The sequence below is a fragment of the Sphingomonas sp. OK281 genome (genome assembly GCF_900115295.1).
Classification (GTDB): Bacteria; Pseudomonadota; Alphaproteobacteria; order Sphingomonadales; family Sphingomonadaceae; genus Sphingomonas.
On record NZ_FOVZ01000003.1, the window covers coordinates 125,545 to 138,260 of the forward strand.

At 65.8% G+C, this 12,716-nt stretch carries 15 protein-coding genes; 6 read left to right on the forward strand and 9 right to left on the reverse strand.

Features of this window, described 5'->3' with window-relative positions; genetic code table 11:
• Positions 1–87: 87 nt before the first annotated feature.
• From BM244_RS12090 to BM244_RS12100, 3 genes are all read right to left on the reverse strand, one after another.
• Positions 88–1,146 (reverse strand): homocysteine S-methyltransferase family protein, encoded by a 1,059-nt coding sequence (locus tag BM244_RS12090; protein ID WP_093399207.1) that lies wholly within the window; start codon positions 1,144–1,146, stop codon positions 88–90.
• A gap of 127 nt (positions 1,147–1,273) precedes the next feature.
• A complete protein-coding gene (metF, locus tag BM244_RS12095) occupies positions 1,274–2,218 on the reverse strand; it encodes a methylenetetrahydrofolate reductase (RefSeq protein ID WP_093399208.1) in 945 nt (314 codons plus the stop codon).
• On the reverse strand, positions 2,215–3,168 hold the full coding sequence (locus BM244_RS12100; RefSeq protein WP_093399209.1) for an ArsR/SmtB family transcription factor: 954 nt from the start codon (positions 3,166–3,168) through the stop codon (positions 2,215–2,217). The genes metF and BM244_RS12100 overlap by 4 nt, the downstream gene beginning before the upstream one ends.
• Positions 3,169–3,361: 193 nt before the next feature.
• Between BM244_RS12100 and BM244_RS12105 the strand changes: the two genes are divergently transcribed.
• Positions 3,362–3,733, forward strand: coding sequence for a hypothetical protein (locus BM244_RS12105; protein WP_093399210.1), 372 nt, complete (start codon positions 3,362–3,364; stop codon positions 3,731–3,733).
• A gap of 311 nt (positions 3,734–4,044) precedes the next feature.
• Positions 4,045–4,992 carry an aldo/keto reductase gene (locus tag BM244_RS12115; protein WP_093399212.1) on the forward strand — a complete coding sequence of 316 codons (948 nt, stop codon included), beginning with the start codon at positions 4,045–4,047 and terminating at the stop codon, positions 4,990–4,992.
• 147 nt (positions 4,993–5,139) lie between these two features.
• Here BM244_RS12115 and BM244_RS12120 read toward each other — a convergent pair whose 3' ends face one another.
• On the reverse strand, positions 5,140–6,522 hold the full coding sequence (locus tag BM244_RS12120; protein ID WP_093399213.1) for a helix-turn-helix domain-containing protein: 1,383 nt from the start codon (positions 6,520–6,522) through the stop codon (positions 5,140–5,142).
• Between the two features lie 191 nt (positions 6,523–6,713).
• Between BM244_RS12120 and BM244_RS23115 the strand changes: the two genes are divergently transcribed.
• From BM244_RS23115 to BM244_RS12130, 3 genes are all read left to right on the forward strand, one after another.
• Positions 6,714–6,878, forward strand: a complete 165-nt coding sequence (locus tag BM244_RS23115) for a hypothetical protein (RefSeq protein ID WP_164913371.1) — start codon at positions 6,714–6,716, stop codon at positions 6,876–6,878.
• 322 nt (positions 6,879–7,200) lie between these two features.
• On the forward strand, positions 7,201–8,187 hold the full coding sequence (locus BM244_RS12125) for a cation diffusion facilitator family transporter (RefSeq protein WP_093399214.1): 987 nt from the start codon (positions 7,201–7,203) through the stop codon (positions 8,185–8,187).
• Between the two features lie 56 nt (positions 8,188–8,243).
• Positions 8,244–8,924 carry a hypothetical protein gene (locus tag BM244_RS12130; RefSeq protein ID WP_093399215.1) on the forward strand — a complete coding sequence of 227 codons (681 nt, stop codon included), beginning with the start codon at positions 8,244–8,246 and terminating at the stop codon, positions 8,922–8,924.
• On the opposite strand, the gene BM244_RS12135 is transcribed toward BM244_RS12130, so the two are convergent.
• The gene (locus BM244_RS12135) at positions 8,921–9,523 is read right to left on the reverse strand and encodes a DUF4893 domain-containing protein (RefSeq protein ID WP_093399216.1); all 603 of its coding nucleotides are present in this window, start codon (positions 9,521–9,523) and stop codon (positions 8,921–8,923) included. The two genes, BM244_RS12130 and BM244_RS12135, sit on opposite strands and share 4 nt — an antisense overlap.
• A 116-nt stretch (positions 9,524–9,639) precedes the next feature.
• A complete protein-coding gene (locus BM244_RS12140; protein ID WP_093399217.1) occupies positions 9,640–10,425 on the reverse strand; it encodes a 3-hydroxybutyrate dehydrogenase in 786 nt (261 codons plus the stop codon).
• 100 nt (positions 10,426–10,525) lie between these two features.
• Here BM244_RS12140 and BM244_RS12145 point away from each other — a divergent pair, with 100 nt between their 5' ends.
• On the forward strand, positions 10,526–11,440 hold the full coding sequence (locus BM244_RS12145; RefSeq protein WP_093399218.1) for a KPN_02809 family neutral zinc metallopeptidase: 915 nt from the start codon (positions 10,526–10,528) through the stop codon (positions 11,438–11,440).
• Positions 11,441–11,599: 159 nt separating this feature from the next.
• On the opposite strand, the gene BM244_RS12150 is transcribed toward BM244_RS12145, so the two are convergent.
• The 3 genes from BM244_RS12150 to BM244_RS12160 are packed head-to-tail and all read right to left on the reverse strand — an operon-like array spanning position 11,600 to position 12,677.
• Positions 11,600–11,881, reverse strand: a complete 282-nt coding sequence (locus tag BM244_RS12150) for a DUF427 domain-containing protein (RefSeq protein WP_093399219.1) — start codon at positions 11,879–11,881, stop codon at positions 11,600–11,602.
• Positions 11,882–11,892: 11 nt separating this feature from the next.
• Positions 11,893–12,249, reverse strand: coding sequence for an ArsC family reductase (locus BM244_RS12155; RefSeq protein ID WP_093399220.1), 357 nt, complete (start codon positions 12,247–12,249; stop codon positions 11,893–11,895).
• A 47-nt stretch (positions 12,250–12,296) separates the two neighbouring features.
• Entirely contained in the window at positions 12,297–12,677 is a 381-nt protein-coding gene (locus tag BM244_RS12160; RefSeq protein ID WP_093399221.1) for a hypothetical protein, read from the reverse strand.
• Positions 12,678–12,716 lie beyond the last annotated feature (39 nt).

The following is a 12,716-nucleotide window of genomic DNA, read 5'->3' on the forward strand; positions in this document are numbered from 1 at the left end:
GAGGGGTCGGGGGAGGGACGTGCCGCAAGCAAGGGGGTCGGGTTGGGCCAGCCCCTCCCCTAACCCCTCCCGCAAGCGGGAGGGGAACTAAGCCGCCATCGTGAACGGTTCGAGGCCTGCGAGCTTGGTCCGCACCTCCGGCCGCGCCACCGCACGCGGCTCGAGCCCGCGCACGCCATCCGCCATCGCCTTTATATGCGCCGGCGTCGACCCGCAGCAGCCGCCGAGCACGTTGACCTGCTTGGCCACCGCCCACTCGCCGACCAAGCCCGCCGTCGTCTCGGGCTGTTCGTCATACTCTCCGAGTTCGTTGGGCAGCCCGGCGTTGGGGTAGATCATGATCAGCGTGTCCGCGATCGCCGACAGCGTCTTCACATGCGGCCGCAACTGCTCCGCGCCGAACGAGCAGTTCAGCCCGATCGTGATCGGCTTGGCATGCCGCACCGCATGCCAGAACGCCTCGACCGTATGCCCCGACAGGTTGCGCCCGCTGAGATCGGTCAACGTCATCGACATCATGATCGGTACGTCGCGGCCGAGCGCGTCGCCCGCCTCGATCGCCGCCATGATACCGGCCTTGGCGTTGAGCGTATCGAATACCGTCTCGATCAGGATGAAGTCGACGCCGACCCCTTCGCCGCCTTCGAGCAACGCGTCGATCTGCTCGCGGTAGACGCCCTTGAGGTAATCGAAGTCGATCTCGCGATAGCCGGGATCGTTGACGTCGGGCGACAGCGACAGCGTCTTGTTGGTCGGCCCGATCGCGCCAGCGACGAACCGCGGGCGGCCGTCCTTCGCCTCGTATTCGGTCGCGAGCGCGCGCGCGATCCGGGCGGACTCGACGTTGATCTCGCGCACCAGATGCTCGGCGCCGTAATCGGCCTGCGAGATGACGTTCGCGCTGAACGTGTTGGTCGAGACGATGTCCGACCCCGCCTCGAGATATTCGCGCGTGATCGTTTCGGGGACGTCTGGCTTGGTGATCGCCAGGATGTCGTTGTTGCCCTTCTGATCGTGCGACAAGCCGAGCGTTCCAGCGTAAGCCGCCTCGTCGAGCTTCCAGTTCTGGATCTCGGTCCCGAACGCGCCGTCGGTGATCAGGATGCGCTTGGCAGCTTCCGCGTTGAAACGTTCACGTGGTGTCATCGTTTTCACTCCCCCCTCCCGCTTGCGGGAGGGGCTGGGGGTGGGCGCCCGCTATCCTCGGGCGATATCGTTGGAGGCGAGCGCGAGCCCACCCCCGGCCCCTCCCGCGTACGGGAGGGGAGCAGAATTACGCCGCGGCGACCTTGTCGACCGGCTTCGCGCGCACGCCGAGCATGTGGCAGATCGCATAGGCCAGCTCCGCGCGGTTGAGCGTGTAGAAGTGGAAATCCTTCACGCCGCCCGCGTACAGCCGCCGGCACATCTCCGCCGCGATCGTTGCCGCGACGAGCTGCCGTGCAGAGGGATGATCGTCGAGCCCTTCGAACAACCGGTCCATCCACGCAGGGATTTCAGCGCCGCAGAGCCCTGCGAATTTCCGCGTCTGTGCGACGTTCGACACCGGCAGTATGCCCGGCAATATCTGCGCGGTGATCCCGGCGGCTGCAACCCGGTCGCGAAACCGGAAATACGCCTCGGGCGAGAAGAAGAACTGCGTGATCGCGCGGGTCGCACCGGCATCGATCTTGCGCTTCAGATTGTCGATGTCGGCGTCGTGACCGCCGGATTCCGGATGGCATTCGGGATACGCCGCGACCGAGATCTCGAACGGGTGCAGCTTCCGCAACCCAGCAACCAAAGCCGCCGCGTTCTCATATCCGCCCGGATGCGCCTGATAAGGCTGACCCAAGGTTGGCATATCGCCACGCAACGCGACAATATGGCGAACGCCCGCCGCCCAATATTCCTCGGCGACCTGATCGATCTCGGCCTTGGTCGCCTCGACGCAGGTCAGATGTGCGGCTGCGTTCATCGACGTCTCGCGCTGAATCCGCGCCACCGTCGCATGCGTCCGCTCACGCGTCGATCCGCCAGCGCCGTACGTCACCGACACGAAGTCCGGCTGAAGCGGCTCGAGCGTGCGGATCGCGTCCCAGAGCTGCGCGTCCATCTTCTCGCTCTTCGGCGGGAAGAATTCGAAGCTGATGCCGACATCACCCGCGAGATCCGCGAACAGCGGTTCTTCGAGCGCGCGGCGCGCTTCGGCCAGTTGGGGGATCGAAATGTTCGTCATGCCGCCTTCACCTCACGCAAGCTCGTGCCGATCTTCCGACCGAGCCATAATTTCACCGTCAACTCGCCGCCCTCGAGCGTTTCCACGCGCGCCGTCTGCAAGCCCGCCGCGTCGAACCACGCCGCCATCTGCTCGTCTGCGAACCCGAGACGCGTGTGCGCATCGCGCACCCGCAGTTCCTCACGGTCGTGGCTCGCGAAATCGGCGATCAGCAACCGACCGCCCGGTGCGAGCACCCGCGCCGCTTCACTCACCGCGGCACCCGGCTGCTGCGCGAAATGCAGGACATGATGCAGAATCGCGACGTCCGCCGCGGCATCCGCCATCGGCAGCGCGTAGAGGTCCGCCTGTCGCAGTTCGGCATGCGTCATGTCGTGCAGCTTGGCGCGCGCGAGCCGCAGCATCTCCGAACTGCGATCGATCCCGAGCGCGACCGTCGCGCGTCCGCCGAACAGTTCGAGCATTCGCCCGGTGCCCGTACCGATGTCGATCAGCGTGCCGACCGGCGCATCGCCGAGCACGGCCGCCATCGCCGCCTCGACCTCGCTGTCGGCGACGTGCAGCGACCGGATCGCGTCCCATTCGTCGGCATGCCCCTCGAACCACGCGGCCGCACTGGCCGCCCGGTCCGCGCGGACCGCCGCAAGCCGCGCCGCATCCGCGACCGCCCAGTGATCCGGCTCGGCCTTGGCCCAGACATCGAGTGCGCCCGCGACCGGCTCGACCACATCCGGCGCACCGAGCGCGACGAACACCCAGCTGCCTTCCTTGCGACGCTCGGCAAGGCCAGCATCGCACAGGATCTTCACATGGCGCGAGACACGTGGCTGGCTCTGGCCGAGCACCTGCGCGAGCTCGCCGACCGACAGCTCCATCCGCCGCAACAGCGCGAGGATCCGCAACCGGGTCGCGTCCGCCAAAGCACGGAAGATTTCGAGCGCCATCGTCATGCTAAGACATATAAAGAATTCTTTATATGAGGTCAACGCAGGCGTGCGCGTCTTCGACATTGGCCATGTCCGCCCGCGACTTATCGCATCGCGCGAGATCGTGACGGATCGGAAACGCTTTATCCGCGTTCGATTGCGCTATGGGCTGGGCATTACCCGGTCCACAAGACGACATCCACGGGAGTAGATACCTATGAAGAAGTTCCTGATCCCCGCCCTGGCGCTCACCGCCGGGCTCGCAGCTTGCAGCAACAACGCGCAGGACCAGACCGCACAGGCGGCCAACGCGATCGCCGCCGATGCGAGCGCGACCACCGCCAATGCCGTCGACGACGTCAGCGCCGCCAGCGATCGCGCGCTGGGCTCGGCCGAGCGTTCGCTCGACAATGCCGGTGCCAAGATCGACAACTCGACCGATCATCTCGACGCCAAGGCCGACCGCGCCGGTGACCGGATCGAAGCCGGTGCGGACCGGGCAGGTGCTGCCATCAGCAACGGTGCAGACCGCGCCGCCGACGCCACCGGCAACGCGCTGACCCGCGCCGGCAAAGCGATCAAGGACTAAGCGTTGCCGAAGCGCCCCCACTTCCCCGTCATCCCAGCGAAAGCTGGGATCTCCCGGTTCAGGTCACGACGACCGACACGGAAAGATACCAGCTTTCGCTGGCATGACGGTATGGTCGTGGGGGCGCTGTTTGCTATATCATCGCTAGCGGCGTGCTCGCCCGCGAGCGAACCCGGCGCAGTCACCGCCGACGAAGCGCACCAGTTGAACGAAGCCGCCGCGATGCTCGATGCGAACAGCGTCGACCTGAATGCGGTCGCCGCCGCTCCTGAAGATACCGAACTTCCCTCGAATCAAAGCGATCAGACCCGATGACCCTCCGCCGCCTCGGCTCGACCGATCTGAAGATCGCCCCGCTCGTCCTCGGCGGCAATGTGTTCGGCTGGACTGCCGACCGCGCCGCCAGCTTCGCCGTGCTTGATGCGTTCGTCGCGGGCGGCGGCACGATGATCGACACCGCCGACGTCTATTCGGCCTGGGTCGACGGTCATCGGGGCGGCGAGTCCGAGAGCATGATCGGCGAATGGCTGAAGGCCAGCGGCAAGCGCGACGACGTGCTGATCGCGACCAAGGTCGGCATGCTCCCCGGCGAAGGCGGCGAGAAGCTCGCCCCCGCGCGTATCGCCGCCGCCGCCGAAGCCTCGCTGAAGCGCCTCGGTACCGATCGCATCGACCTGTATTATGCGCACCAGGACGACGACTCGCAGACGCAGGAGGCTGTCCTCGAAGCGTTCGGCAAGTTGGTGGACGCGGGGAAAGTCCGCGTGATCGGCGCATCGAACTTCCACGCCGCTCGCCTGAAGTCGGCGGTCGAGGCGGCCAAGACCTCGGACCTGCCGCGCTATCATGTGCTCCAGCCCGAATATAATCTGGTCAGCCGCACCAAGTTCGAGGGCGAATTGCAGGATTACTGCGTCACCGAGAACATCGGCGTGTTGCCCTATTACGGGCTCGCCTCGGGTTTCCTCACCGGCAAGTACCGGACGAAGGACGATCTGGGCCAGAGCGTTCGCGGCGGTCGGATGGGCGAATTGCTCGAGGGTAGCGGCAAGGCTGTCCTCGACGCGATGGACTCGGTCGTCGAAGCGACCGGCGCGACCCACGCGCAGGTTGCGCTGGCTTGGCTGATCGCTCAGCCGGGCGTGACGGCGCCGATCGCCAGCGCCACGAGTGTGAAGCAGGTCGAAGACCTGTTGCCTGCGATGACGCTGGAGTTGAGCAAGGATCAGATCGACGCACTGACGACAGCCGGCGCCTAACTCTTAATCCTCCCCCGCCAGGGGGAGGTGTCGCCGAAGGTGACGGAGGGGGAGGACACGGAACGGTAGTTTCCCTTTCCTCCCCCTCCGTCAGGCAAGCGCCTGCCACCTCCCCCTGGCGGGGGAGGATCGAGAGGGTGCCCCCCCTCAGTCCCCCGCAAACGTCAGCGCGGACGTCCTGCGCTCCCGCTCGTTGATCAGCAGCGCACGGCCGGCCGGCGCGACAGACCGTTGTGGGCAATCGTTGCGGAAACAGGCGCGACAGCCGAGCCCGATCGGCATCGCCCTCCCCGCCAGATCGAAGCCGCTCGCCGCCGCCAGCACACCCGCCTGCGCCGCCGCGACACCGAGCCCGATTGTGAACTCGGCATGCACTGCGCCAAAGCGACTGCCCTGCGGCGTCACGGTGCGCGCCATCGTCAGCCAGCGCGCGCCGTCCTCCAGTTCGACCAGCTGCACCATAAGGCTGCCCGGCCGGTCGAATGCATGATGTAACCGCCATAGCGGACAGCGCCCGTCGGCCTCGACCAGCGCCGCACCGCTGGCGCCGGGATAGCGCTTCGACGCCTGCCCTGCGCGATCGATGCGGATCATGAAGAACGGCAGCCCGCGCGCGCCGACGCGCTGCAACGTCGTCAGCCGGTGCGCGACCTGTTCGAAGCCCGCGCCGAACCGGCGTTGCAGCAACTCGATGTCGTACCCCGTCGTCTCGCAACCGCGAAGGAACCGGGCGTACGGCATCATCAGCGCGGCCGCGAAATACCCGAGGAGGTGGCGGCGATAGAGCCTTTCCGCCGCGCGATCGGTGAATCCGGCGCCTTTCGCGAGCGCATCGATCTCCGCCTTCGCCTCGATCTGCCCAAGCTGGAACGCGACCGCGAACGTGCGCGAGGCCGGGTCGAGCATCTCGCTCAACTGCAACTGGCGCGCGTGCAGATCGAGGCGGCGCAACGTGTCGGGGAGCACGTCGGCGGGCAGCACCCGGATCGTCAGGCCGTGCTTGGCACGCAGCCGCTCGGCGATCGCGCCGTAGAGATCGCCTGCGCCGAGCCGCAGTTCGTCGGCCAATGCTTCGGCCGCGGCGTCGAGGTCGGCGAAATGATTGCGCCAACGCTCGATCTCGCGACGGACCAGCGTCACCGGATCGTCGCCCGCCTCAACCACTGCGCCGCCGCCGATCCGGTCGAACACGCGGGCAAACGCCGCCGCGCCGCCGGGGGCGCTGGCAAGCCATTCCTCGACTTCGTTGCGGTCGATCTCGAGGTCGGCGAACATCGGGTCGGCCAGCCGCCGCCGGATCGCATCCGCACCGCCGCCCGGTTCACCCGCCGCGAGCGACCGCGGATCGAAATCGAAGCTCTCGGCGAGCTTGATCAGCAGCGTCGCGGAGATCGGCCGCTGGTTACGCTCGACGAGGTTGAGATAGCTCGGGCTGATCGCGAGCATGTCGGCCATCGCCGCCTGGGTCAGCCCCGCTCCGCGCCGCAAGCGACGGATCGCATGCCCCGCCAGCAATTTCCGTTCCGCCATCGCAAACCCTCCTGTCACGATATTTACAGAACGACACGAGCTGCACAAGCTTGGCGGACACCGCGACGTTGCAGCGGCGCGGGACCGTCTTCCAACTTGCCGGCCTCGAACGCTATTGCCTGTGCATCGCCTCTCTCGGCGCATGATCCGTGTAAAGAGAGAGACAAGACGATCATCGAAGGAGGCAAGCCATGCAGACGACCACCGAACAACCCCGCGCCCGCGCCGTCTTCTCGACCAACGATTTCGCGCTGATGAAGGAAGTCCTCGGCGAGATGATCAGCAAGACGTCGATCGACGACGAGCGGCTGACGCGGATGAGTGCGCTGTACCACCGCCTCGGCCGGCTCGGCTAAACCGCTTCACACAGTTTCCTGGGGAGGAAAGGATCCCGCCGGTGGCTCGTCCATCGGCGGGTATTCCTCTGTTTGGGAGTGAGGTGCGCTGAGTTTCCGCCCCTCCCTGGAAGGGAGGGGTTGGGGTGGGTCGGCCCGCTCGTGTCCGGCCGGTTCGATTAATGCGGCGACCAACCCACCCCCGGCCCCTCCCTTCCAGGGAGGGGGGATAAGTACCGCGCACGTGGGAGGATCGAGACAGGTGCGTCACCAACGCGTTAAGAAGCCCGCCCTTTCCTGCCCTCACCCTTTCCAACGGCATCGCCTCGTGTAGGACGGCGGGATGGCCAAGACACTGACCGCTCGCATCAAGGACGACATCGTCCTCTACGGCGCCCTCGCCGCCAATCTCGGGATCGGCGTGGCGAAATTCGTCGCCGCGGGGATGACCGGATCGTCGTCGATGCTGACCGAAGGTTTCCACTCGGTGGTCGATAGCGGCAACCAAGTGCTCCTGCTCTACGGTCAGAAAAAGGCCAAGCGCCCTGCCGACGAGGCGCACCCGTTCGGGTATGGTCGCGAACTGTATTTCTGGGCGTTCGTTGTCGCGATCCTGATCTTCGCGATCGGCGCGGGCGTGTCGATCTTCGAGGGCTGGCGGCATATCCAGGAGCCCGAGCCACTCACCAGCCCGACCATCAACTACGTCGTCCTCGCGATCTCGTTCGCGCTCGAGGGCAGCAGCTGGACGATTGCGGTGCGCGAATTCTCGAAGTCGAAGGGCGACATGGGCTGGTGGCAGGCGATCCACCGCTCGAAGGACCCCGCCGGCTTCATCGTGCTGTTCGAGGATTCCGCGGCGCTCGCGGGCCTCGTTATCGCGGGAGTCGGCATCTGGGCGAGCCATGCGTTCAACGATCCCCGGATCGATGGCGCCGCCTCGATCGCGATCGGCCTGATCCTCGCGCTGGTCGCGGTGCTGCTCGCACGCGAGTCGAAGGGCCTGCTGATCGGCGAGCGCGCCGACCCGGCGGTGATCGCGACGATCCGCAAGATCGTGTCCGCACATCCGGCGGTCGTCTCGGTCAATCATGTCCGCACGATCCACACCGCGCCGGAGAGCATCTTCGCGGCGATCAGCGCGGACTTCGACGATTCGGTGACGATGGGCGACGGCGAGACGATGATCGAGGCGATGGAGACCGAGCTGCGCGCGGCCGTCCCGATGCTTTCCTCAATCTATATCCGCCCGGAGAAGCGCGAGAACGCGACGCTCGCCGCGTCCGCCTCGCCTGCGCCGATCAACGGCAACACTACCATGCCGGGCTGATCTAAATCATGGGCATGCCTCTGGTAAGGCTGGCAATTCGACGATAGCACTGGCGCATGAAAGCATTGTTCCGCCTGATCGCCCTGCTCTCGCTATGGCTTGGGGCAGCGTTGCCTGCACAGGCGGCGGTGACGATCACCTTCTGGAGCCACGAGCTCGGCAACAGCTTCCCGCACGCGTTCTTCACGTTACGCGGCGTGCCCGATGCGGGCGGCGCGTCGGTCGATGCCAATTTCGGATTCACGGCGAAATCGGTGTCGCCCGCGCTGTTGATGGGCCCGGTGTCCGGCATGCTCGATATCGCCAAGCCGACCTATATCAACGGCAGCGACGCGCAGTTCTCCGTCGTGATGACCGACGCGCAATATACGCAGGTACTGAAGCTGGTCGATGCCTGGAGCGAGGGCAAGCCCGATAGCGTGTATCGTCTCGGCGATCACAATTGCGTGCATTTCGTCAAGGAGGCCGCGCGGATCGTCGGACTGTCGGGGCTCGACCAGCCCAAATTGATGAAGAAACCGCGGTCGTATCTGAAGGCCGTCGGTGCGGCCAATGTCGGACGCGTCACTCCGGTCGCGATGCACGGCAAGGAGTATCTCGCGAGCCTGTCGCCGATCGTGCCGGTCGGGAGCGTAGCGTCGGCGTCGTCGGCTTCGGTCGCAACCGCGTATCGGCCGCCGACCGCGACGCTCACCCCATCGATGCCAGCCCCATCGACGCCAGCCGCGCCGCGCTAATCCGCCGGTACCAGCTCGACGACGTCCAGCACCGACTCGAACTTGGGATAGGGCAGCACCACGCGCCAGCGCTTGGCACCGATCCGCTCGATCAGCCCGGCCATGTCGCGGTTCGCATCGCGGCCATAGCGCATCGGCCGCTTCTCGTCGCCGAGCTCCATCGTCCCCAGGAAGACGGCGCGCGCATTGGTGTCGGCGAAGATCGTACCGACCGGGCGCTGCGATCCGTCGAGCTTGACGAGGCTGACCACGCTCTCGCCATCGTCGTCGCTCGTCCCGATCCGACATGCGAACCAGCCCGACATCGTAAACGTCGGGCCGACGCCGGCGTGCGCGCCGAGCTTGTACGTGCGGCACCGGTACTTGCCTTCGGGCGGCAGGGGATCAACCAAGGATCGATCGGGATCGAACAGCACGGGATCGCGCCGTGTTTCCTGCGGATCAACCTGCGCCAGGGCATCCACCCATGCGCCGCGCCATCCCCGCAACCGCGCGCGATCAGCGGTCGTGGCCACCCGGCGCCAGTCGAGCGTGTTGCGCGGATCGCCGCTCGCCGTCTCGATACCGACGACGGTCGATCCACAGATCGCGATCGTCATGCACACGGCAGTTCCAAACCAAGTCCGCATAGTCTGCTGTCCCGATCGCTTGAGCGAAACTACGCCTGTATCACGTTGAGAAGCAACGGTTTTCGAAACTTGGCCACCGCTAGTCGTCACGCCGCGGTCCAGCCGCCATCCATCGACAGGTTCGCGCCGGTGATCGCCCTGGCTTCGTCGCGGCACAGGAACAGCGCGAACGCCGCGACCTGCTCGGGCGTGACGAACTCCTTGGTCGGTTGCGCCGCCAACAGCACGTCGTTCATCACCTGATCGCGCGTCAGCCCGCGTGCCGCCATCGTATCGGGGATCTGGTTCTCGACCAGCGGCGTCCAGACATAGCCCGGCGAGATGCAGTTGACGGTGATGCCGTCGGTCGCGGTCTCCAGCGCGATCGTCTTGGTGAGCCCGGCGATCGCGTGCTTCGCCATCACGTAGGCGGACTTGTTCGGGCTCGCGACCAGCGAGTGCGCGGACGCGGTCGAGATGATCCGGCCCCAGCCCTTCGCCCGCATGTGGGGCACCGCCGCCCGCATCATGTGCCAGGCGGAAGACAGGTTGATCGCGATGATCGCGTCGAACTTGTCGATCGGAAAATCGGCGATCCCGGCGACATGCTGAATGCCGGCGTTGTTGACGACGATGTCGACGCTGCCGGTCTCCGCCACGGCGCGCGCGACCATCGCCGCGATCTGTTCGGGCTTGGTCATGTCGGCCGGGTCGTAGAGCGCGGCGGCTCCGCTGACCTCCGCCAATCCCGCACGGTCTCGCTCGATCGCATCGGTGTCGCCAAAGCCGTTGAGCATCACGGTAGCGCCTTCGGCCGCGAACGCCTTGGCATAGGCGAGGCCGATGCCCGAGGTGGATCCGGTGATGACCGCGGTCTTGCCCTTCAGGAACATGCGTACTCCCTCCCTCTATCGCGTCGATGACACGCGACCTTGCAACCCTAGCGCCACCTTGCGCATTTCGTTCCCGAGAAGAAACGAAAAGGGGCATATCATGCGGCTCGACGATTACGATCCGAACATCAACGTCGAGGACCAGCGGGGCTCGGGCGGCGGAGGCGGCGGCTTTGGGGGCGGTGGCGGCGGCCTGCTGATGGGGTTGTTGCCGATGATCGGCAGCCGCTTCGGGTGCGGCGGGATCGTCGTGGTGCTGATCCTGATGGCGGTGTTCGGCGGCATGGGCGGCCTTGGCGGGCTGCTCGGCGGCGGGCAGTCGTCGGCACCGACGACGCAAAGCGGACCGCGTTCGGGTACCGATACCAAGACAAGCTGCTCGCTGAACGCCGAAAGCAAGGCCGCCTGCAACGCGTTCAGCTCCGCCGACAACACCTGGGAAGCGATCTTCCAGAAGAACGGACAGCGGTTCGAAGCGCCGAAGCTGGTCTTCTATTCCGGCAACGGCCAGTCGGGCTGCGGCGCGGCGCAATCGGCGATGGGCCCCTTCTATTGCCCGACCGACCAGGGCATCTATCTCGACACCAGCTTTTTCAACGAACTCTCGACCCGCTTCAAGGCACAGGGCGATTTTGCGCAGGACTATGTGATCGCGCATGAGTTCGGCCATCATATCCAGAAGCTGCTCGGCACCAATGCGCAGGTCCAGCAGGCACAGCGGCAGGCGAGCGAGACCGAAGGCAACGCGCTGTCCGTGCGGCTCGAACTCCAGGCGGATTGCTATGCGGGCGTGTGGGCGTCGGCGAACAAGTCGCGGCTCGAGGCCGGGGATATCCAGGAGGGCATGACCGCCGCACAGGCGATCGGCGACGACACGCTGCAAAAGGAAACGCAGGGTCGCGTGGTACCCGACAGCTTCACGCACGGCACCTCGGCACAGCGCCAGTCGTGGCTGAAGCGCGGGCTGGACAGCGGCGATCCGCAGCAGTGCGATACGTTCTCGGGCGCGATCTGAGCTGGGCCTCCCGATCCTCCCCCGCCAGGGGGAGGTGGCTGGCGCTTGCCAGACGGAGGGGGAGGTAAGCGAAACGCCTGTTCCGTGTCCTCCCCCTCTGTCACCTTCGGCGACACCTCCCCCTTGCGGGGGAGGATTCAAAAATTGGCGCGCGCGTCCTTACGCGACCGTCACGCCCTTCCAGAACGCATAGCGTCCCTCGATCTCCGCCGCCGCCGACTTTGGCTCCGGATAATACCAGACCGCATCGACGTTCCGCTTTCCGTCGACGACCAGTGTCTTGTAGCTGGCAACGCCCTTCCACGGGCAGTTCGAGTGCGTCGCGCTATCCTCCAGCAATGCCGGATCGACGCTGTCCGCAGGGAAGTAATGATTGCCCTCGACGACGACGGTATCGTCCGATCGTGCGATCTCGTGGCCATTCCAACTTGCAACCGGCATGCTGATCTCCTTCAGGCGCTCCCCAGCCCCGCCGCTTCATACGCTTCGGGTTTGAACCCGACCAGCAGTGTCTCGCCGGTATCGAGCACCGGTCGCTTGATCATCGACGGTTGCGCCAGCATCAGCGCGGTGGCCTTCGCCGAATCCAGATCCGCGCGATCCGCTTCGGGAAGCTTCCGAAACGTCGTGCCTGCGCGGTTGAGCAACACTTCCCACCCGACCCGACCGATCCAGTCGTCGAGGTGCAGCGCGTCGATACCCGCGGCCTTGTAGTCGTGGAACGCGTACGCGACTTCGCGCGCATCGAGCCACGCCCGCGCCTTCTTGATCGTGTCGCAGTTCTTGATGCCGAACATCGTGATCGTCAAAATCGTCTCCGTGTCGCTGGATGGCTAGTTGCGCTAGCGGCTCGATCTCATATCGGGCCGTCCCGCTTCCTTCCACCGGCATTGCGGCGCCAAGTCGCTCGGAGGCGACCGAAGAGCGCGGAGAGAATGACCGCAGGAACGGCCAGGACAGTAAGTATCGCGACACCGACGATCAGCAGCCCGCCGAATCCCGTATTCACCCACATTACCGGCAGTTGCGCGAAGGTGACTATCGCTCCTGCCGACCATCCTCGCCTGCCAAACGCAAAGCCCCCGAAGGCCGACAGAAGCAGCGAACCGGGGTACCAGATCAACCAGTAGCCAGCCGCATCCCAAGGCTCCTTCGTGCCCGAGACATGGCTTACGAGCAGCCAGTACAGCACGCTGATGACCGCGAGGACGAACACCTGGACCATGCGAAGTTTCATGCTCGAAGCCTCTCACAGGATCGCGCGTCATGCCACCGC